At 62.9% G+C, this 21,354-nt stretch carries 12 protein-coding genes; 3 read left to right on the forward strand and 9 right to left on the reverse strand.

The genetic code is table 11. The annotated features are described in order from the left end of the window. Positions 1-15: 15 nt before the first annotated feature. Entirely contained in the window at positions 16-1,068 is a 1,053-nt protein-coding gene (locus FAA97_RS07485; RefSeq protein ID WP_136597916.1) for a YeiH family protein, read from the forward strand. On the opposite strand, the gene FAA97_RS07490 is transcribed toward FAA97_RS07485, so the two are convergent. The 6 genes from FAA97_RS07490 to mscL form a co-directional block, all read right to left on the reverse strand. Further along, positions 1,069-2,181 carry an ABC transporter permease gene (locus tag FAA97_RS07490; protein WP_136597917.1) on the reverse strand — a complete coding sequence of 371 codons (1,113 nt, stop codon included), beginning with the start codon at positions 2,179-2,181 and terminating at the stop codon, positions 1,069-1,071. Between the two features lie 2 nt (positions 2,182-2,183). Beyond that, positions 2,184-4,988, reverse strand: coding sequence for a ribosome-associated ATPase/putative transporter RbbA (gene rbbA / locus FAA97_RS07495; RefSeq protein ID WP_136598309.1), 2,805 nt, complete (start codon positions 4,986-4,988; stop codon positions 2,184-2,186). 1 nt (position 4,989) lies between these two features. Then, entirely contained in the window at positions 4,990-6,060 is a 1,071-nt protein-coding gene (locus tag FAA97_RS07500) for an HlyD family secretion protein (RefSeq protein ID WP_136597918.1), read from the reverse strand. Between the two features lie 127 nt (positions 6,061-6,187). Continuing rightward, a complete protein-coding gene (galE, locus tag FAA97_RS07505) occupies positions 6,188-7,222 on the reverse strand; it encodes a UDP-glucose 4-epimerase GalE (RefSeq protein WP_136597919.1) in 1,035 nt (344 codons plus the stop codon). A 165-nt stretch (positions 7,223-7,387) separates the two neighbouring features. Further along, positions 7,388-8,557 carry a pyridoxal phosphate-dependent aminotransferase gene (locus FAA97_RS07510; protein ID WP_136597920.1) on the reverse strand — a complete coding sequence of 390 codons (1,170 nt, stop codon included), beginning with the start codon at positions 8,555-8,557 and terminating at the stop codon, positions 7,388-7,390. Positions 8,558-8,692: 135 nt separating this feature from the next. Continuing rightward, on the reverse strand, positions 8,693-9,118 hold the full coding sequence (gene mscL, locus FAA97_RS07515) for a large conductance mechanosensitive channel protein MscL (RefSeq protein ID WP_136597921.1): 426 nt from the start codon (positions 9,116-9,118) through the stop codon (positions 8,693-8,695). A 196-nt stretch (positions 9,119-9,314) separates the two neighbouring features. Here mscL and FAA97_RS07520 point away from each other — a divergent pair, with 196 nt between their 5' ends. Further along, positions 9,315-12,821: a PAS domain-containing hybrid sensor histidine kinase/response regulator gene (locus FAA97_RS07520; protein WP_136597922.1), complete on the forward strand. Its 3,507-nt coding sequence runs from the start codon at positions 9,315-9,317 to the stop codon at positions 12,819-12,821. A 62-nt stretch (positions 12,822-12,883) separates the two neighbouring features. On the opposite strand, the gene FAA97_RS07525 is transcribed toward FAA97_RS07520, so the two are convergent. Next, entirely contained in the window at positions 12,884-14,599 is a 1,716-nt protein-coding gene (locus FAA97_RS07525; RefSeq protein ID WP_136597923.1) for a GH32 C-terminal domain-containing protein, read from the reverse strand. 227 nt (positions 14,600-14,826) lie between these two features. On the opposite strand from FAA97_RS07525, the gene FAA97_RS07530 reads away from it, so the two are divergent. After that, a complete protein-coding gene (locus FAA97_RS07530) occupies positions 14,827-15,855 on the forward strand; it encodes a glycerophosphodiester phosphodiesterase family protein (protein ID WP_136597924.1) in 1,029 nt (342 codons plus the stop codon). Positions 15,856-15,916: 61 nt separating this feature from the next. On the opposite strand, the gene FAA97_RS07535 is transcribed toward FAA97_RS07530, so the two are convergent. Together FAA97_RS07535 and FAA97_RS07540 are read right to left on the reverse strand one after the other, a co-directional pair. After that, positions 15,917-16,876 carry a bile acid:sodium symporter family protein gene (locus FAA97_RS07535; RefSeq protein WP_136597925.1) on the reverse strand — a complete coding sequence of 320 codons (960 nt, stop codon included), beginning with the start codon at positions 16,874-16,876 and terminating at the stop codon, positions 15,917-15,919. A 2,197-nt stretch (positions 16,877-19,073) separates the two neighbouring features. Continuing rightward, entirely contained in the window at positions 19,074-21,287 is a 2,214-nt protein-coding gene (locus FAA97_RS07540; protein WP_136597926.1) for a 3-hydroxyacyl-CoA dehydrogenase NAD-binding domain-containing protein, read from the reverse strand. Between the last annotated feature and the right edge of the window lie 67 nt (positions 21,288-21,354).

The following is a 21,354-nucleotide window of genomic DNA, read 5'->3' on the forward strand; positions in this document are numbered from 1 at the left end:
TCCCGAAGGTGTCCCATGTCTTATCCCTCACCGCCCCCGCCAGACCCTGCGCGGGACGGATCGTCCGTTGCCGTCGTCCAACGCTGGAACACGCTTTTTCCGGGCGCATCCGTGCCTGTGCTCATCGCGCTCGCCTCGGCCTTCCTGTCAGAGCATTACGGTGCTCCCGCCATGCTGCTTGCGATCCTGATCGGGCTTGCGCTGCATTTCCTTGCCGAGGATCCGAGAACGTCTGAAGGGTTGGACTTTGCCTCACGCACCATCTTGAGGCTTGGCATCGCGCTGCTCGGTCTGCGTGTCAGTGTCGCGATGTTTGCTGAACTCGGCCCGGCGGTCATCGTCATGATCGTCTCGGCGGTGATCCTCACCATCCTGTTCGGGCTGATTGCATCGCGTCTCTCCGGTCAGGGCAGCGGATTCGGCTTCCTCACGGGCGGCGCTGTGGCAATCTGCGGAGCGTCCGCTGCCATGGCGATCTTCGCCGCCCTTGGTGGCCAGCGCGACAAGGAGGCGGACCAGCAGATGGTGTTCACCGTCATCGGGGTGACCATGCTCTCGACGCTCGCGATGATCTTCTATCCACTGCTCGCAAGCTTTGCCGGGCTCGACGGCCATGCCACGGGCATCTTTCTCGGTGCGACCATCCACGATGTCGCCCAGGTTGCGGGCGCAGGCTTCTCTGTCTCCGTACCGGCGGGCGAGACGGCCGTTTTCGTCAAGCTCATCCGGGTCACCATGCTGGCGCCCGTCGTCCTTGTTGCAGCGCTGGCCTTTCGCCGCAGCATCACCGACGGTTCCCTGCAAAAGCCCCCGCTCCTGCCGGGGTTCGTGGTGGCCTTTCTGGTTCTGGCCACGCTCAATTCCCTCGTGACGATCCCGCCTGTCATCGGCGATATCGCCGGCTCCCTCTCCCGCTGGGCCTTGCTGGTTGCGATTGCCGCCATCGGGGTCAAGACCTCGCTGCCAGATGTCTTTCGCATCGGTGGCCGGGCCATCAGCCTGCTTGTGGCTGAGACCGCCTTCCTTGCCCTGCTGGTGCTTGGCGTCCTCCTTTTCCTTCATCCTTGATCAGCGGAGAAAGGCGCGAAAACGTCTGAGCGAAAGGACGAAGAAAACGGAGGTGATAACGAGAAGCCACAGAAGCTGCGGCCAGACGACGGCGAGCCCCGCATCGCGGAAAAGTACCGCCTGCGCCATGATGACGAAATGGGTATTCGGCGCTGCCGACATGATCCACTGGATTGCGACCGGCATGCTTTCGCGGGGCGTCATTCCCCCCGACAGGATCTGCAGCGGCAGAAGCACCAGCATCAGCAGCAGGCCAAACTGCGGCATCGATCCGGCAATGGTTGCCAGGAAGATCCCCATGCAGGTCGCCGCAACAAGTTGCAAAACGGCGCCGCAGAGAAACAGAAGCATCGATCCCTGCAACGGCACCTGAAGTGCGCCTTCGACGATGACGACGAGCGAATAGGCGGTGGCCAGCAGGACCACCAGTCCCATGGACCAGATCTTGGCCAGCATGATTTCGGTTGGACTGACGGGCATGACCAGCAAATGCTCGATGGTGCCGTGCTCCCGCTCTCGGATCAGCGCTGCGCCCGTCAGGATGATCGACAGCATGGTGACGGTCGAGATCACCTCGGTCACCGAACCGAACCAGGCCTCGGAGAGCTGCGGATTGAAGGCCGCTCGCAGCGAAAGGTCGACCGGCGGCGCGGCGCCCTTCTGCCCGCGATCCAGAAATGCGCCAATTTCGCCGCTGACGATTTCCTGGATGTAACGCCCCCCGGAAAAAGCCTGGGTCATGCGAGTCGCATCGATGTTGAGTTGCAGCGAGGGCCGGTGTCCCGCCAGAAGGTTTTTCTGGAAATCCGGCGGAATGTCGATGACGAAGGTATCCAGCCCGGCATTCATCCGGTCATCGACCTCGGAGGCATCGATGAGCCTGGGCGGCAGGAAATGCGGCGGATAAAGCGCATCGACCATCCGGGCCGACAGCGGTGAGCGGTCTTCATCGACGATGGAGACCGCGGCCTTGTTGAGGCTTTCCGGCGCCGCTGTCGCGGCCGTGTAGATATTTAGCGTGAAGGCGTAGACAATCAGGAGCAGAAGTGCCGGATCACGGGCAAGCCCCCGCAGCTCCTTCATTCCGAGATGAAGAATGTTTGCAAGCCGCATGGTCACTCCGCCTGTTTCTTGAGGAGCAAGGCACCCGCGACCAACAGGATCGGGCCGCTGAGAGCCAGCGCCAGCAGGTCCGGGCCGAGATCCGTAAACTCCAGCCCCTTTGAGAAGACGCCACGCGAGATCGTGACGAAATGGCTCGCAGGGAAAAGCTGGCCGATCACGGCACCCGCGCCCTGAAGGGCGGAGACCGGGTCGAGCATGCCGGAGAACTGAACCGATGGGATGATTGTGGCAAGCGTCGTTGCGAAGATCGCGGCAATCTGGCTGCGCATGAAACTCGACAGGAGAAGGCCAAGCGCCGTCGACGCAAAGACATAGAACAGTGCCCCGAGCGCCAGCGTCGGAAAGCTGCCCGTTATCGGCACGCCGAAGGCAAACACCGCAAAGGCAGTGAGCATCAGAAAATTCAAAAGCGCGATGCCGAGATAGGGCAACTGCTTGCCGATCAGAAACTCCAGACGGGTTGCCGGCGTGACGTAGAAATTGATGATCGAACCGAGTTCCTTTTCGCGCACCACGCTCAGCACTGACAACATCGCGGGGATGAGCATCAGGAGCAGCGGAATGACCGCCGGCACCATGGCAACAAGGCTTTCGAGGTCGGGATTGTAGCGATAGCGCAGCGCGATCTCGAAGCGTCCGGCAATCGCTGCATCGCCATGGATCTCGCGGAGCTTTCGCGTCAGCCAGGTGGCATGCATGCCCTGGACATAGCCCGACACGGTTTCTGCCCGCGAGGGCATGGCGCCATCGATCCATGCACCGATCTCCACCGTCCTGCTGCCGCGGGCAATATCGCGGGCGAAGCCTGAGGGGATCTCGATGGCAAGGCTGAGTTCGCCTGAGCGAAGGCGCGCTTCGAGCTCGGCCTGATCCGCAATCGGCGGACGCTCGACGAAATAGCGGGAGCCGGCGATCTCCTGAATGTAGTCGCGGCTTGTGACTGTGTCATCGCGATCAAGGGCCGCAAAGGTCAGATCGCGGACATCGAGGTTGATGCCGTAACCGATGACGAACATCAAGATGACGCTGCCGATGAGCGCAAGCGTCGCGCGGATCGGGTCACGCCTCAGTTCCAGCGCCTCGCGCCGCGTGAAGGCGAGAAGCCGTCTGCGATCAAGCCAATGACGACCGACGCTTTCGACTGGTTGGGACACATTCGCCGGGACCGTGGTCAGTCCTTTGGGACCGCCTTCTGATGCCGACCGTCGGTCATCCGCGTCCATCTCGCCGTCTGACGCGATCGCCTCCTGGAGATAGGCGATGAAGGCCTCATCCAGGCCGTTCGCCTGGCGGCGTTCCACGATCGCCTGCGGGGTGTCGGTCACCAGGACCTTGCCGGCATGCATCAGCGAAATGCGGTCGCACAGGAAGGCCTCGTTCATGAAATGGGTCGAGACGAAGATCGTCACGCCGTCGCGGCGCGTAAGATCCGAAAGAATCTGCCAGAAGGCATCGCGCGCAACGGGATCGACCCCAGAGGTGGGCTCGTCGAGGATCAGGATATCGGGTGCGTGAATGAGGGCAACTGCCAGCGACAGGCGCTGGCGCATGCCAAGCGGCAGATCACCCGGCAGGTCGTCGAGGACGTCGCTGAGGTCGAAGCGGTCGGCAAGTTTGGCCAGCCTGTCGCGAATGACATCTTCCGCAAGTCCGAAGAGCCGGCCATGCAGCTCGAGGTTCTGCCGCACACTCAGCTCCCCATAGAGCGAGAAAGCCTGGCTCATATAGCCAACCCGGCGCCGCAGATCGATGTCCTGCGCGTCGACCGCCTGGCCGAAGACCTCCGCACGGCCTTCGCTGGCCGGCAAAAGCCCGGTCAGCATTTTCATCGTCGTCGTCTTGCCGCAGCCATTCGAGCCGAGAAAACCGAAGATTTCTCCACGCGGGATCTCGAAGCTGACCCGGTCGACAGCGGTAAAATCGTCAAAACGCCGGGTCAGATGATCCGCCCGGATGGCAATCTCGACTGCTCCACCCTCTGCTGCGTCCCGCTTCGGCATGACGAGCGGTGTATGCTGGCCGCGCCGTTCGGCCGGCAGCAAGGCAATGAAGGCTGCGTCCAGGGTGTGAGTGCCGGTGCGGGCCAGAAGCTCCGCTGGCGTGCCACTGTCCAGGATGCATCCACCATCCATGGCCAGCAGCCAGTCGAAGCTGGCCGCCTCTTCCATATAGGCCGTTGCAACGATGACGCTCATCTGGGGCCGGGCGGCCCTGATCCCCTCGATCAACTGCCAGAACTGCCGGCGCGATAGAGGGTCGACGCCGGTGGTCGGCTCGTCGAGGATCAAAAGATCGGGGTCATGGATCAGGGCGCAGCAGAGGCCGAGCTTCTGCTTCATGCCGCCCGACAGCTTGGCGGCAGGCCGATCGGCAAAATCGCCAAGGCCCGTGCCCTCCAGCAGCATGGTGATCCGCCGCTCTCGCTCCTGTCGCCCCAGTCCAAACAGCCGAGCGAAGAATTCGACGTTCTCGAAAACGGACAGAGTGGGATAGAGGTTCTTGCCGAGCCCCTGCGGCATGTAGGCAATGCGCGGGCAGGTCCGCCGCCTGTGCCGCGCATCGGCCATGTCGCCGCCGAAGAGCTCCACCTTGCCGGACTGGATCTTGCGGGCGCCCGAGATCAGCGAGAGCAGGCTCGATTTTCCCACGCCATCCGGGCCGATCAAGCCAACGATCTGCCCGGGCCTGATGTCGAAGGAAATCGCCGTCAGCGCCTGTTGCGCGCCATAGAGAAGGCCGACATCCCTGAGGCGAACCGCGGGTTCAGGTCCTGATGCTGCCCCCTCCGCGTCCATGTCACTCGACCAGTCCGGCTGAAAGCTGCGGCGGCCAGTCGGTTGCCTTGTCGAGCCGGACATAGGCCATGCCCGGCAGACCCGTCTTCACCTGCTCGACATACTTCTTCAACAGCGCCGGCAAAATCTGCGCCTTGACCCGGAACATCAGCTTCTCGCGCTCGGCCTGCGTCTCCACCGTCTTCGGGGTGAACTGCGCCACATCCGCAACAAAACTGATCGTCGCCGGGATGACATAATCGGGGGCAGCATCCAGGACGAGGCGCGCCTCGGTACCGATCGCCACTCGCCCGACTTCCGCGGTCGGCAGGAAGAAGGCCATGTAGACATCGCCGAGGTCGACCAGGTTGAGCACCCGCCCGCCCGCGGCCACCACCTCGCCCGGCTGGGCCACACGATACTGGACACGACCATCGCGCGGGGCCTTGAGCGTGCTGTCATCAATCTCGGCCGCAATGCTGTCGATCGCAGCCTTTGTCGCTTCGACGGCCGCCTCGGCATCGATCACCTGCGCCTGCGCGGCACCGATTGCCGCATCGCTTGCTGCCACTTGCGCATTTGCGGCCGCAAGCGCCGCCTCAGCCCCGGCCAGGGCTGCACGGTCGTCTTCCAGCTGCTGCTGGCTGGTGGTGCGGCTTTCCATCAGCCGTTCGGCGCGGGCAAATTTCAGGCTGGCGGCGTCGAGCTGGGCCTTTCGCTGCGCAACCACGGCCTCGGCGGCCATTCGCTCCGCCTGCCTTTGCGCCACCAGGCTTGCCGCCGTCTGAACGCCGATTTCGGCGCGCCGTTTCTCGGCTTCAGCCTGCTTCAGCCGCGCTTCCAGTTGCTGCGTATCCATGACGGCCAGCACATCCCCGGCACTGACGATATCGCCCTCGGTCACTCGGATCTCCTTCAGCCTTCCCGGAGAGCGGGCAGAGATATCTATCTCGACGGCTTCGATGCGCCCGTTACCGCGGGCGATCGTGTCGGGCAGGCCGTCTCCCTCATACCCCTTCCACGTGAAGTAAGCGCCGCCAGCCGCAACCAGTGCCAGGATCGCGAGCACGAGCCCACTCTTCCGCTTTGCCATGCCGAACATCTCCGTCGCACGCCCTCAATGTCAGGGCATGCGGGAAGACTACCCGGCCAGGTGGTGGCGGAACTTGATTTGCATCAAACGGCCCCGCGTGGCTCTCCTGCCACGCAGGTCAGACGGATCAGAAGCGGCTGCCGACCAGCTTTCGGCGGAGGTCTCGGACATTCTCTCGCGGCAAATCGTCAAGTAGACGTTCCCAGGCAAGGGCGGTCGAGACGATCAGATCGAGATCGTCCTTTTCCGGGCGCCAGCCGAGCACCTTGCGCGCAAGCCCGGAATCGGCAACGACCAGCGGCGCATCGCCTGGCCGGCGGGGGGCATACTCGACCACGAAATTCTGGTTCGTCGTGCGGCGAACCGCATCGATGATATCGAGAACGGAGTAACCGCGCCCATAGCCGCAATTGGCCACCAGCGGACCGCCGCCACGCCGAAGATAATCGAGCGCCTTCACATGGGCATCGACGAGATCGTTGATGTGGATGAAGTCACGCACACCGGTTCCGTCAGGGGTTTCGTAATCCGTGCCATAGACCGACATGGAGCGCCGCTTGCCGAGCGCTGCCTCGCAGGCAACCTTCAGGAGATGCGTGGCGCCCGCCGCGGAATTCCCGGCCCTGCCCTTCACATCGGCACCGGCGACGTTGAAGTAGCGCAGCGCGACATAGTTGAGGCCGTGGGCGCGTGAGGTGTCCTTCAACATCTGCTCGCTCATCAGCTTGGATTGCCCATAGGGCGTTTCGGGCCTGAGCGGCGCATCCTCGCGGATCGGCAGGGGCTTGTCCGGCAGACCGTAGACCGCCGCCGTCGAGGAGAAGATCACCTTGTCGACACCCGCCTTGACCGCGGCCGTCAGCAGCTTGTGGGTATTGCCGGTGTTGTTTTCATAATAGGCAAGCGGATCGGCAATCGATTCCGGCACAACGATGGAGCCGGCGAAATGGATGATCGCCTCGATCTCATGGTCGCCGAAGATCTGCCTGAGCACTGCAGGCTTGCCGATATCGCCGAGATAGAAGCGGGCCTCAGGCGGCACCGCCCAGCGGAACCCCGTCGACAGCCGGTCGACCACCACCACGTCCTCGCCCTGGTCCAGGAGAGCCCAGACCATGTGACTGCCGATATAGCCAGCACCACCCGTTACCAAGATCGCCATGATTTTCTTCCCGTTCTTATATTTGGGAAGACGAAACCACGAAGGACCTTTCCGACTGCTTAGCCAACACCCGGTAGGACGCATTTCACACCGGGTTTTGTCGACGATGCTTAAGGTGCGGCAAAGGCGATATCGACAATTTTAGCAATCGCAGGCGAAGCGCTCTCAGAGCGCCTTGATGTAGCTGACGAGGCGCTCGGCGGCGTCCTCTATATGGCGTGGATTGCGCAGGAAGCAGGCGCGCAGGAACGGCAGCCCGCCTTCCCCGAAGGCCGTGCCGGGCGCCATGCCGACGCCCGTCTTGTCGACGATATCAAGGGCTGCCTGACGGCTATCGGTTATGCCGTCGATCTTGAGGAAGGCGTAAAGCGCACCTTCCGGCTTCAGCGTCTCGACCCTGTTGGTGGCAATCAGCGCATCGCAGAGAATGTCGCGCGAGGCGACCGCACGGGCGATGTTCTCACGCACGAAGTCGTCGCCGTCATCAAGCGCTGCGATTGCGCCGCGCTGCATGAATTGCGCAACGCCGGAGGTGGAATACTGGATGAGGTTCTCGATCACCTGACCGAGTTCCGGCGGCGCAACGATCCAACCGACGCGCCAGCCCGTCATCGACCAGTTCTTGGAAAAGGAGTTGGCAAAGATCACCCGGTCGCCTTCTTCCATCACGTCGAGGAAGGAGGGCGCACGCTCGGTCGCGCCGTAATAATAGAGCGCGTAGATCTCGTCAGCGAGGATCCAGATGCCGTGGCGACGGGCAATGTCGAGGATCGCCTTCAGGTCCTCGCGGGATGCCGTCCAGCCGGTAGGGTTGGACGGCGTGTTGATGAACATGGCGCGCGTCTTCGGCGTGATCGCCTTTTCCAGCCGGTCGAGATCGAGAACCCAGCGGCCATCGGCGAAGGACAGCGGCACGCAGACGGATGTCGTGCCCGCCAGATCAATCGCGGAGACGATGTTGGGCCAGCAGGGCGAGAGATAGATCATCTCGTCACCGGGCGATGTCAGCGCCTGGACGGAAAGCGCAATCGCCTGCATTCCCGAACCCGTCGCGTAGAAATGTTCCGCCGGCAGATCTTTGGCAAAGTGCCGCTTGTAATAACGGGAAAGCGCGCTGCGCAGCTCCGGAATGCCGCGCTGCCATGTGTAGAAGGTTTCCCCACCGAGGAGCGCTTCGCTTGCCGCCCGTGAAACGAAGTCCGGCGTTGGCAGATCTCCCTCGCCCGCCCAAAGGGGGAGCAGGTTCTCTCGGCCTCGTGCATAGTTGACGATCTCGACGATGCCGCTTTCAGGGGCGGCAAGCGCACGCGAGCTCAGGTCATTGGTAAGGGACATCAGGCAGAAACTCCGAAAATCGATGCGGACCTGTCTAGCCCAAGTTGGCGCGGAAATCCCATGATTTTCCGTGAGGTCGGCATCGATCCCGGTGAAGAATGGCGCCAGTGCGAAGGCCCGGCGCCAGGCTTTGATTCAGCGGGTCTTCAAGAGATCGCGGATCTCGGTGAGCAACTGCACATCGGCCGGCGGCGGCGCTGCTTCGGCGGCCTTCTCTTCCTTGTGCTCCAGCGACTTGCGCAGGGTGTTCACCCCCTTGACCATGAGGAAGATGATCCAGGCGAGGATGAGGAAATTGATGAGAACGGTGATGAAATTGCCATAGGCGAAAACGGCCCCCTGTTCGCGGGCGGCGGCAAGCGTCGTCGCAGTGACATTGCTCGACAAGGGCAGGAAATAGTTCGAGAAGTCGAAGCCGCCGAAGATCACACCGACGATTGGCATGACGATGTCCTCGACAAGCGAACTGACGATCAAGCCGAAGGCGCCCCCGATGATGACGCCGACGGCCAGGTCCATGACATTGCCGCGTGCGATGAAAGTTTTGAATTCGTCCAGCATTCCCCTGCTCCTGTCTTCTGGGATCGGTATGGCCGCTGAAGACCACGCCTATATGGTTAAACAAAATCAACCTTTTCGAAAATGGTGATTTATCACCTGCCCCAAGGCCATCTTCGACTAAGGTCAATTTCTCAAACGATTTGAAAAGGCTGCAACATGCCTTAAGGTTCCACCGGGCGCAGTCGAGGAGGAACACGTGCTGCCTGGGTGGATCATCGTCACGGCGGCACTCGGTTATCTGTTGCTGCTGTTTGCCGTCGCGAGCTATGGCGACCGTATCACGCGCATAAACGGCGTTCCCGCCGGCGGGCGTCCCGTGGTCTATGCGCTGAGCCTTGCCGTCTATTGCACATCCTGGACCTATTTCGGCGGTGTGGGCCTGGCTGCCGAACGCGGCCTCGAATTCATGGCGATCTATATCGGACCGATCCTGATGTATACGCTTGGCATGCCGCTGATGCGCCGCATCGTCGAACTGGCCAAGACCGAGAAGATCACCTCAGGGGCCGATTTCGTTGCCGCCCGCTATGGCAAGAACCCGATTGTCGGCCTGCTGGTCACGATCATCTGCCTCGTCGGGATCATTCCCTATATCGCGCTGCAACTGAAGGCCGTGTCGAGTTCGGTTGCGACCGTCATGGATCCTTCCGCCTACGGAATCGGCACCGGCAATCTCTACTTCATCGATCTTCCGCTGATTGTCGCCTTCATGCTCGCCTGTTTCGCGGTCGTTTTCGGCACACGGCATACCGATGCGACGGAGCATCAGGACGGCCTGATCCTGGCGATTGCAATGGAATCGGTCGTCAAGCTGGTGGCGTTCTGGACGCTCGGTTTCTTCGTCATTTTCGGCATCTTCAATGGCCCGGCCGACCTCTGGCAGAAGGCCCTGGACAGCCCGCGGGTGATGGAGGTTCTCTCCTATGAAACAGCGCCCAGCCGATGGCTGCTCTTGATTGCGCTGTCCGCTTTCGCCATCATCATGCTGCCACGCCAGTTTCACGTCACGGTGGTCGAAAACCGGACGCCACGCGAACTCAGGCTCGCCGGCATCCTGATGCCGATCTATCTGATCGCGATCAACATCTTCGTCTTGCCCGCAGCCATCGCCGGCATCATGATCTTCGGCGGCACGGGCGATGCCGATCTTTATGTCCTGTCCCTGCCGTTTGCCGCCGGCTCGAGTACGGTCTCCCTGATCACCTTCATCGGCGGGTTTTCAGCCGCGACGGCGATGGTCATCGTCGCCTCTGTGGCGCTTGCCATCATGATCTCGAACGATCTCGTTCTGCCGATCTTCTTGCGCCAGAAGCTGCTTGGGCCGCCGAGCCAGCGGGAGGATTTCGCCAAGACGCTCCTGCATATCCGTCGCACCGCGATTTTCGGCGTCATGCTGCTCGGCTACATCTATTTCCGTTCGGCTGACAACACGACCGGGCTTGCCAAGATCGGTCTTCTCTCGTTTGCCGCCATCGCCCAGATCGCGCCTGCGATGTTCGGTGGCCTGATCTGGCGACGTGCGAATGCGCGCGGGGCCATCGCCGGTCTCTGCACCGGCTTCTTCGTCTGGGCCTACCTCCTGTTCCTGCCAAGCCTCGGCGCGGAAGACCATTCCTGGATCGCCTCCGGCGTGCTCGGTTTCCTGCTGCCGGGCCTGTCGATGTTCGAGCCCGAACATGCCGATCCCCTGGTCAATGCCAGCCTGTTCAGCCTGCTCGTCAACACGCTCGCCTTCGTCATCGGCTCGCTCAGCCGCAATCCGCGGCCGGTGGAGCGTATCCAGTCGGCCATCTTCATCAAGCGCCAGCCGCGTTCCAACATCGCCACCCGCGGCTGGAAGACCAGCGTCGCGGTCGGGGATCTGAAGGCTGCGATCGCACGCTATCTCGGCAATGAACGGATGGAGCGCTCCTTCCGCTCCTACGAGCAGAGCGTCGGCCGCAAGCTTGCGGATGACAGCCCCGCCGACATGGCCTTCATCCATTTTTCCGAACAGTTGCTCGGCAGTGCCATCGGCTCCTCATCGGCGCGGCTTGTTCTCTCGCTGATCCTGCAAAAGGCGGAGGATCCATCCGCCGATACGGTCTGGTTGCTCGACCAGGCGTCGGAAGCGCTGCAATACAATCAGGATATGATGCAGACGGCGCTTGCCCAGATGGAACAGGGCATCGCCGTCTTCGATGCGACGGACCGGCTGACCATCTGGAACCGGCGCTTCCGCAGCCTGCTGGATCTGCCCGAGCATGTTGGCCAGGTCGGCTTTCCGCTTGCCGACATGATGGCAATCCTGGCGGATCGGGGCAATCTGCCGGGCGGGGACATCCAATCGCTGATCCGCTCCTTCCACCAGTTCGACCGGCCCTTCCAGATCATGCTGTCCGGCGGCGAGCGGATCATCGAGGTGCGTTGCAACCTGATGCCCGACAAGGGACTGGTCGCCACCTTCTCCGACATCACCGCCCGGGTGGAGGCCGATCTGGCGCTGAAGCAGGCCAATGAGACGCTGGAACAACGCGTCAGCGAGCGCACCGCCGAGCTTACCCGCGTCAACCATCAGCTGGCGGAAGCCCGCGCGGCCGCCGACGAGGCCAATATCGGCAAGACGCGCTTTTTTGCAGCAGCGGGCCATGACATCCTGCAACCGCTCAATGCGGCCCGCCTCTATTCGTCTTCCCTGGTGGAGCGCATGGGCGAAACGGACAACAAGGCGCTGGTGCACAACATCGATTCCGCCCTTGAATCCGTCGAGGCCATTCTCGGCGCGGTCCTCGACATCTCCCGCCTCGATACCGGCGCCATGAAACCGCGCTTCTCCACCGTGCCGCTCGATACGCTGCTGCAGCGGATTGCGACCGACTTTGCCCCCATGGCGCGGGAAAAGAACCTCAAGCTGGTTGTCATGCCGACATCGCTCTCCGTGCGGTCGGATCCGACGCTCTTGCGCCGCCTCGTTCAGAACCTCGTCTCCAACGCAATCAAATACACGCCGGCGGGCCGCGTCGTTGTCGGCGCGCGGCGCCAAGGTGACAAGGTGGTGGTCCAGGTGACCGATAGCGGCATCGGCATCCCCTCTTCCAAGTTCCGCACCGTGTTCAAGGAATTTGCCCGGCTTGAGGAGGGTATGCGCACGGCCTCCGGCCTCGGGCTCGGTCTCTCCATCGTCGACCGCATCGGCAAGGTGTTGCAGCACCCGGTGGAGTTATCCTCAAAGCAGGGAAAAGGCACCACCTTCAGGGTCGTCATGCCGCTCGATGTGGCAAAACCGCAGAACAAACGCGCCGTGGCACAACAGGAGTCGCGCTCGGCAACGCCCTCGCCAACCGGGCTTCGCGTGCTGTGCATCGACAACGAGCCGAAAATCCTCGATGGCATGGCGCTGCTCCTGTCCGGCTGGGGCTGCGAGGTGCTGACGGCGGCATCGGTCGCCGAGATGGACGCGGTTTTGAAGGCAGCGCCCGCACTCGATCTCGTCATCGCAGATTACCATCTGGACGACGGATCCGGCATCGGCGCCATCCTCAAGCTGCGCAATTTCTGCGGCACGGCCGTCCCGGCCCTGCTGATCACCGCAGATCGCTCGGCAGAAGTCCGGGCGGAAGCCGAGCGACATCAGATCGCGTTGCAGAACAAGCCGGTGCGACCGGCAGCGCTCAGGGCCTTCGTCACGCAGATCTCTTCGCAGCGCCGCGCCGCGGCGGAGTAAGCGCTACCGGCCTTTGAGCGCCCTCAGCGTTGGCGTCTTTGTCGATGCGGAACCTCTCATGCCTAAAGCCTGAGGCCCCAGACGGTGGCCCGGCTCACGACGTCTGCGTCTGCCGTCAACCGCATGGCCTGAACCGGCTCGAAACCGTCGATCCGCTTGGTTGCGGCCACGCGACCGCCGTCGCCAAAGACCTCGATCGAGCCGTAGTCGATGAAGATCCGCAGCCGCGACACCGATGCACGTCTTGCGATATAGCGCGGGGCCGTCCGGCTCGGCTCCGGCCCTTTCTGGCCATAGACAATCTCCAGCCCCTCCTCGTGCTGAACGAGGGCGAGTTCCACGCCTGGATGATCGAAGTCGAGCCTAAACGGCGCCCCCGCCTCATTGAGGTCGAACAGCACCTCCGACGCCCCTGTCGGCAAGGAGACCGCCTGCCCCGACGCCAGCCGCGTTCGGTCGATCATATGGGCACGCAGGCTTTCTGCCGCCCCGATGGGCGGGGTCAGAAGTTCACCGTCGCTGAGAACCAGCGTGCGCGGCAGGGTCATGGCGGTTGGAAATTCGATGGTCGGGCCGGTATCGGCCCAGTTGCCGAGCCAGCCGATACCAACCGGGGTGCCGGCATCGACAAAGGCCTGGAAGGCATAGTTGTCGGTACCGAAATCGAGCTCCCGGCCGAATTCCTTGGTAAAGTGCTGTCCATCGAACCAGCCGATATCGACCATGGTCAGGTTCTTGCGCCCGGTCCCTTTGTCCTCGGCGTTCATCAGCCCGTAAATCAGTGCCCAGCGGGTTTTCGGATCACGCGGATCGCCATCGACCGGCAAGAGGCAAGGGCATTCAAGCGCCGAGGTCTCAAACCGTGTCTCGACATGCAGCTTGCCGCGATAGGTCCATCCGCCGGCGGCAGAGGGGTCCTCCGTCTCGTAGAGCAGTACGACCCCGCCGGCGCTGCTCTGGCTGCCGAGCAGCATCTTCCAGCGACCATGCGGGCCGCGAAACACGTAAGGGTCGCGGAAGTCGAAGGTCAGATCTTCGCCGTCCGGCCGGCGCGGCAGCACCACCTCGGCGGCGCCCGCGGTGAATAGGTCCGCCGAGGTTGCCGTGAGCTGGATCTCCTGCTCGGGCTGGCGACCGGCAATCTTTTCGGTGAAGAACACGCGGATGCCAGGCCCATCCGTGGCGGCAATCGCCGAGCCCGAAAAGGCACCGCCGCGCTTGTCGGGACGCACGGTCAGGTCCTCGGAGGGAAACAGGAAGACCGGCAGATGGCGCCAGCGCAGATAATCGGACGAGACCGCGTGGCCCCAATGCATGTTGTTCCAGATGCGGCCATGCGAATAATGCTGGTAGAACAGATGCGGCCGGCCACCGAACCGGCCAAAACCGTTGGGGTCGTTCATCCAGCCGAAGGGAGGCCGGAAATGATAGCCATGCGGCAGGTCCGGCGGCACGTTGGACGGATTGGTGTGGACGACCGTGATCCCCGTCTCGAGCACATCGGACGGCGTGAACCAGTAGACCACGGACACCGACGTGATGGCCGGATCATAGGCCAGAACGACGGAGCCACCGGCAAAGATATGGGAGATCCGAAAGGAATTTTCCTCGGCGTTGACCGCCTGAACCTCCCCGAACTTGCCATTGACGCTGTAGAAGGACAAGGCGCCCGGCGCCTCCGTGGTCACCGCCTTCAGCCAGATATGCAGGACGGCATTGACCGGAAGCTCCATTTCGATCCGACGAAGATTATCCGGCACCTCGATCTGCATCTTCATTCCTGTCTCCCCGCTCCTGCATCGCGAATTGTTCCGTCGGTCAACGGAGGCCACCCCTTGTTGTTCCCCAGCAAATGGCAGTGTGCTGCGCCTTCGCCCGCGCGCGGCCCTTGTCCCCGCGCGGCGGCTGCCTGTGTCGCGATTTCATCCTAACGTTAGAAATCCTTCATGTCGCCGTCATCCGACGCACCTATCGCCAGAGGCCTGACATCCCATGGAGTAGGCCCATGCGTTTCATCGTGCTTCTCGGCTGCCTGATGTTTGCGCTCGTTGCGTCCGCCAGCCACGCGCCCCTTCCAGGCGGCGGGCGAACCGAACTGATCCATGCTCGGCTCACCCGCGCAAACGACTGGCGCGACCACGTCATGGTGGTCGCCCATCGCGCCGGCTGGAAGGAAAACGGCCGCATCGTCAGGGCCGAAAATTCCTTCGACGCCATCGACCATGCCGCCGCAACCGGGGTGGAAATGGTGGAACTCGATGTACGGCGTTCGTCCGACGGCGTGCTGGTCATCATGCATGACGCGACGCTCGAGCGCACGACCACCTGCCACGGCCCTGTCGCAGAACGGAGCTTGGCCAGCCTTCGCCAGTGCAAACTGGTGATCGAGGATACCCGGCGGGAAACCGGCGAGCAGGTCTTCACGCTGGAAGAGGCACTGCTTCACGCCCGCGGGCGGGTCATGATCAACATCGACAACAAGCTCGAGCCGGAAGCGCTGGTGGAAATCGCCGATCTCGCCACCCGGCTCGGCATGACCGACGCCATTCTCCTCAAGATGCCTGTCTGGAATGCGGAGCGTTTGCAGATCGCGCGCGATATTCGCCGTGCCATCGCGCCAAAGATCGCCTTCATGCCGATCATCGCCGATGATGGCGTCATCGATCCCGCCTTTCTCGACCATATCCAGGCGCAACTGTCCGCGCCGGCCGCCGAGCTCATTCACTGGCATCGCGAAGCGGGCAAACCGATTACCCCGGATGGCGGCCCGCTTCTTTCTCCGGTCTCGCGCGCCGTTGCCATCCGCAACAATGCGCATCTGTGGATCAACACCTATCCGATCACGGACCGGCCCGAGGGCATGGTGGCCGGCGGACGGGGAGATTATCTCGCCCTATCGGGCGACCGGCCCAACGATGTCTGGGGATTTTTCGTCGAGCGCGGCATAACCATCATTCAGACGGACGAGCCGGATGCCGTCATCGCCTATCTCGACGGCCAGGGCCTGCGCCGGCCTTATGACCTCATCAACTGAGCGATGAGAGATGGCAAAGAGTCGATGGCAGCGGAGCCTTGCGCCCCGCTGCCGATGATGGTCAGGCCTTGCCGGCCTTTGCAGCGCCGGTCTCGGCCTCGATACGGCGGGCAAAGTAGTTTGCCAGCAGCGCACCGGAAATATTGTGCCAGACGCTGAAGATCGCGCTCGGCACGGCGGCAAGCGGCGAGAAATAGGCATTGGCAAGCGCTGCCCCCAGGCCACTGTTCTGCATGCCCACCTCGATTGCGATCGCCTTGCGCTTGGCGAGCGACAGGCCGCATGCACGGGCGGCGAAGAAGCCGAGCAGATAACCAAGGCCATTGTGCAGCACGACCACGGCAAAGATCATCAGGCCGGACTCGATGATGGCACCGCGGCTTGCGCCGACCACGGCTGCAACGATCAGCACGATGCCCGCGACGCTGACCAGCGGCAGTGCCGGCACCGCTTTTGCAACAAGGCCCGGTACCAGCTTCTGCGCGGCAAAGCCGAGCGCCAGGGGTACCAGAACCACCTTCACGATGCTGATGAACATCGCCATGGCATCGACCGGCAGGAACTGGCTGGCAAACAGCCAGACAAGGAACGGCGTGACGATCGGCGCAGCCAGCGTCGTGACACTTGTGCAGGCCACCGAAAGCGCCACATCGCCCTTGCTGAGATAGGTCATGACGTTGGAGGAGGTACCGCCCGGGCAGCAGCCGACCAGGATCACGCCTGCCGCCACTTCCGGCGACATGGGAATGATCTTGGTCAGGATCACGGCAATCAACGGCATGATGAGAAACTGCGCAACAACCCCGATCCCCACCTCATAGGGACGCCGCGCCACTTCGCGAAAGTCGTCGACCGAAATGGTCAGGCCCATGCCGAACATGATGATGGCGAGCAGCGTCACGATCCACGGGATGATCAGCTTGAAGGTCTCGGGAAAGAAGAAGCCGAGCACGGCAAAGAGGATGACCCAGCCGGCAAAGGTCTTGCCGACGAAATCCGATATCGATGTTAGGGCTTTCATGTATTCACTCCATAGGCGACATGCGACCGGTCTATGCCGATCGTCTGGCCTGTCAAGGCAAGCCGGGCACGCAGCGGTACCGACCGCCTCGCCCCGCCTGCGGGGAAATGGCAGCGTGAGGGGCAAGGCCACCGGATGCAGCGCAAGCGGCGCATTGCCCCTTCTCCCTAGCGGGGAGAAGCTGGTCCAAAGGACCAGATGAGGGGGCGCGAAGCGCAACACCAGATGGCACAATGGTCGAGGCTCCGGGCTATCGTTTGCCTGTTGGTATTCGGCTACGCCGCCCCCTCATCCGGCGCTTGCGCGCCACCTCTCTGCCGATGGGGAAACGAAGGGGCCGGCTCTGCGTTATTGCGCGCCCCTTCAGCCCCTCATCCGCCCTTCGGGCACCTTCTCCCCGCAAGCAGGGAGAAGGCCACGCCGGCCAGCCCGCCCACAACACTCCGACGGCACGACGGCAACCCCAACACAAGGCTTCGTCGGGTGGGCTCCATCGGCACAGCGCATCCCCAAGCACAACTTCCCCTCTCCCCGCCTGCGGGGAGAGGGCAGGGTGAGGGGCAAAGGCCACCAGATGCAAGGCAAGCGGCGCGCCCCCGCTTCTCCCCGGCGGGGAGAAGATGGTCCGAAGGACCAGATGAGGGGGCGCGAAGCGCAAGGCGGTATGGCAGACCCTGGCAGGGTCACCGGAACCTTCGCTCGGTGAAGTTCGGCTGCGCACCCCCTCATCCGGCGCATACGCGCCACCTTCTCCCCGTTGGGGAGAAGAGGGAAACCGCCCTCGGCAGCATCGCAAACATCAAAAACCGGGGACGCCCCGCCCAATTTCCCTAACGAAATCAACACCCCGCGCCTTCAATCATCCCCGTATTCCGCACAGGCCCCATACTCGGTGCTGTCCCGCCCTCGGATACACCTGACGATGCGATGTCAGGCGAGGCGGGATCGGCGCCGGGGCGATGTGCTGTCGCAGGCAGAAAACCCCGGCCCGCTTGCAACGGTCTCCCTCCTGACGAAGGGCTGGACGAGGGTGATGGGGTCGGATGCCTCATAACCTGGATACCCTGATCGGAAGGGCGTGCCTCAGAGGCACACAGACAAGGCGCCCGCGCTGTCGCGAACACTCCAGACGGCGGGGCGAAACAAACGGCGGGGATGGGGTCAGTCTTAAAGACAGATCCCATCCCCCGGGCGAGGGTCCCGGTCGGATTGGTGCACCATCCGGCGGGAACCTCCCGGGCCACCGGCCAGGCTGACGCAGACATTCCCTCGGGAGGACTCTGCCAAGCCGGACCCTACGCCCGGTCACCCTCGTCCTCGGGTTTAACCCGAGGGATGACCCGAGGGCCGTCGCCGCCTTGCCAGAGAGACGCATGCAAGCGGGACAAAACGCCGAACGGGGCGCCGGAAGGAGCCATATATTACTACTTAGACAGGCTGCTTCTGGCGCCCCGTCCGAGACAAGTTTCAGGCACACCCGGAGGGAGAGATCCCGACCGGCGGTTTGGCTTGGGTTTTTTGACAGATTGCAGAGGTTTGACGCGCCATAGACGTCAAACCCGGGGATGCCTCGGCAGATCCTCGGGACAAGCCCGAGGATGACGTTCCGCTGAAGGCTCCCCAGTCAGATTCTCTGGTGTCGGTTATGAGAAGCGTCAGTGGAGAATACCAACCGCCACCCCCACCCGCCGTCATCCTCGGGCTCGTCCCGAGGATCTGCCAAGAACAGCAGCGGGGGTGACGGCAATGGCGAATGGTTCCGTCAGCGACGAGCGGGCTTGACCCGACCAGGGCTACACCGCAGATCGGTGTCAACGAGGGGATCGGTTGAGGTGGCAAACAGCAGTATCCACTAAAGATCAAAGAGGCGGGACACACCCCAGCCGTCGATTCCGGCGATGCCTGGATGGATCCTCGGGACGAGCCCGAGGATGACGTTCCGCGAACGGCGCTCTTATTGACCCTCTCCGGCGGCGGCGGCGAGCAGCGACAGCGGAAACCGCCACCCGCCAGCCCACCCGCCGTCATCTTCGTCCTCGGGTTTAACCCGAGGGATGTCCCGAGGATCTGCCTAGGCCAGCACCGGCGGTGACGGTAACGGCGGACGGTTCCGTCGGCGGCGAGATGAACCAGCCTTGGCCCCAAAACGAAACAAGGCCCGTCACCGACGGGCCCCGTTCACTGGAAGCGTTTGGCCTCACGCCGCCTTGGCAGCCGTCCCATAGGGATCAAAGCGGCCATAGAAGGTGTCGCCCTTGGCGGCCATGTCCTTGAGCAGCGGTGTCGGCTGGAAGTGATCGCCATAGGAGGCGGCGAGCTTTTCGCAGAGATCAACGAAAGCCTTCACGCCCATGCCGTCGATATAGGAGAGCGCACCACCGGTGTAAGGCGCAAAACCGAAGCCGAGGATGGAGCCGACATCGGCTTCGCGCGGGTCCGTCACGATGCCTTCCTCGACGGTGCGGGCAGCTTCCAGCGCGATGGTGGCGAGGAAGCGGTCCTGCAGCGTCTTGACGTCGACATCATCAGGCTTCTGCTGCGGATAGAGGTCCTTCAAGCCCGGCCAGATATGCTTCTTCGCGGGCTTGGCCGGATAGTCGTAGAAGCCCTTGCCGTTCTTGCGGCCGCGACGGTCGAGGTCGTCGACCATCTTGTTGATCAGCGCCATATGCTCGGGCTTGACCGAGGCTTCGCCCAGATCGGCAATCGAGGCCTTCATGATCTTCTGGGAAAGATCGACGGCCACCTCGTCGTTCAGCGACAACGGGCCGACCGGCATGCCGGCGAACTTGGCGGCATTCTCGATCATGACCGGCGGCACGCCTTCGGCCAGCATGTCATAGGCTTCGTTGATGTAACGGAAGACGCAGCGATTGACGAAGAAGCCGCGCGTGTCGTTGACGACGATCGGGGTCTTCCTGATCGCGGCGACGTAATCGAGCGCGACGGCCAGCGCCTTGTCGCCGGTTTCCTTGCCGAGAATGACTTCGGTCAGCATCATCTTCTCGACCGGCGAGAAGAAGTGGATGCCGATGAAATCGACCGGGCGCTTCGAATTTTCGGCCAGGCCCGTGATCGGCAGGGTCGAGGTGTTGGAGGCAAAGATCGCGCCTTCCGGCAGCACGGCCTCGACCTTCTCAATCACGGCCTTCTTGACGTCGCGATCCTCGAAGACCGCCTCGATGACGAGATCGGCATCGGCGAGCGTGGCGTAATCGGCAGAGGGCGTGATCAGGGCGAGCAGCTTGTCGCCGTCGTCCTTGCTCATCTTGCCCTTGCCGACGGCGCCGGCGACCAGACCTTCGCAGACGGCCTTGCCCTTGCCCGCAGCCTCCATGTCGCGATCGTTGAGAACGACCGGGATGCCGGCAGCGGCCGTGACATAACCGATCGAGGCGCCCATGAAGCCGGCGCCGACGACGCCGATCTTCTTGAACTCGCTCTTTGCAACACCGGCCGGGCGGCGGGCGCCCTTGCCGAGTTCCTGCATCGAGACGAAGAGCGAGCGGATCATCGAGAAGGCCTCGGTGGTCTGCAGGATCTGGGTGAAATAGCGCTGCTCGATCTTCAGGCCCGTCTCGAACGGCACCTGCAGGCCTTCATAGACGGACTTCAGGATGGCGAGTGCGGCCGGATAGTTTCCGGCGGTTTCGCGGCGCAGGATGGCGGAGGCGGCCGGCCAGAGCTGGGCAGCAGCCGGCGTCCAGATGCCGCCGCCCGGGACCTTGAAGCCCTTCTCGTCCCAGGGGGCGACCGGCTTCAGACCGTCCTTGATCATTTGCTTGGCCGCATTGATCAACTCGCCCGGCTCGACGACCTGATGCACGAGGTTCATCGCCTTGGCACGGGCGGCCGTCAGGCTCGAGCCGGTGGTCATCATCTGCAGGGCGTCCTGCGCATTGGCGAGGCGGGCCACACGCTGGGTGCCGCCGGCGCCGGGGAAGATGCCGACCTTGACCTCGGGCAGCGCGATCTTGACCGACTTGGCATTGGAAGCAACACGGCCGTGGCAGGCGAGCGACAGCTCGAAGGCGCCGCCCATGCAGGTGCCGTTGATCGCCGAGACCCAGGGCTTGCCATTGGTCTCGATCTTGCGCCACAGCCAGGTCATGCGGCCGACGGCCTCGAAGATCTTCTGCATGGCGCCTTCCGGATCGCTGGCGCGCTCCGACGCGATGGTCTCGAACATGCCCTTGATCATGGTGAGATCCGCACCGCCGGAGAAGGTCGACTTGCCGGAAGTGAAGACAACGCCCTTGACGCCGTCATCGGAGACGGTCTGGTCGATGATCCTTTCGATCTCGTCCATGACCTCGACAGTAAAGACGTTCATCGACTTTTCCGGCATGTCCCAGGTGACGAGTGCGATGCCGTCCGCGTCGGTCTCGATGGTGAAGTTCTTGTAGGTCATGATGGGATTCCTCTTCCCTGAAATTCGATGTTGTGCAGGACAGCCCCCCTCACCCGGCCTCCGCTTC

Source organism: Peteryoungia ipomoeae (assembly GCF_004912165.1).
Lineage (GTDB): Bacteria > Pseudomonadota > Alphaproteobacteria > Rhizobiales > Rhizobiaceae > Allorhizobium > Allorhizobium ipomoeae.

Coding starts and splice junctions, on each gene's coding strand:
- FAA97_RS07485 (WP_136597916.1), top strand. CDS start 16: ATGTCTTATCCCTCACCGCCCCCGCCAGACCCTGCGCGGGACGGATCG.
- FAA97_RS07490 (WP_136597917.1), bottom strand. CDS start 2,181: ATGCGGCTTGCAAACATTCTTCATCTCGGAATGAAGGAGCTGCGGGGG.
- rbbA (WP_136598309.1), bottom strand. CDS start 4,988: ATGGACGCGGAGGGGGCAGCATCAGGACCTGAACCCGCGGTTCGCCTC.
- FAA97_RS07500 (WP_136597918.1), bottom strand. CDS start 6,060: ATGGCAAAGCGGAAGAGTGGGCTCGTGCTCGCGATCCTGGCACTGGTT.
- galE (WP_136597919.1), bottom strand. CDS start 7,222: ATGGCGATCTTGGTAACGGGTGGTGCTGGCTATATCGGCAGTCACATG.
- FAA97_RS07510 (WP_136597920.1), bottom strand. CDS start 8,557: ATGTCCCTTACCAATGACCTGAGCTCGCGTGCGCTTGCCGCCCCTGAA.
- mscL (WP_136597921.1), bottom strand. CDS start 9,118: ATGCTGGACGAATTCAAAACTTTCATCGCACGCGGCAATGTCATGGAC.
- FAA97_RS07525 (WP_136597923.1), bottom strand. CDS start 14,599: ATGAAGATGCAGATCGAGGTGCCGGATAATCTTCGTCGGATCGAAATG.
- FAA97_RS07530 (WP_136597924.1), top strand. CDS start 14,827: ATGCGTTTCATCGTGCTTCTCGGCTGCCTGATGTTTGCGCTCGTTGCG.
- FAA97_RS07535 (WP_136597925.1), bottom strand. CDS start 16,876: ATGAAAGCCCTAACATCGATATCGGATTTCGTCGGCAAGACCTTTGCC.
- FAA97_RS07540 (WP_136597926.1), bottom strand. CDS start 21,287: ATGACCTACAAGAACTTCACCATCGAGACCGACGCGGACGGCATCGCA.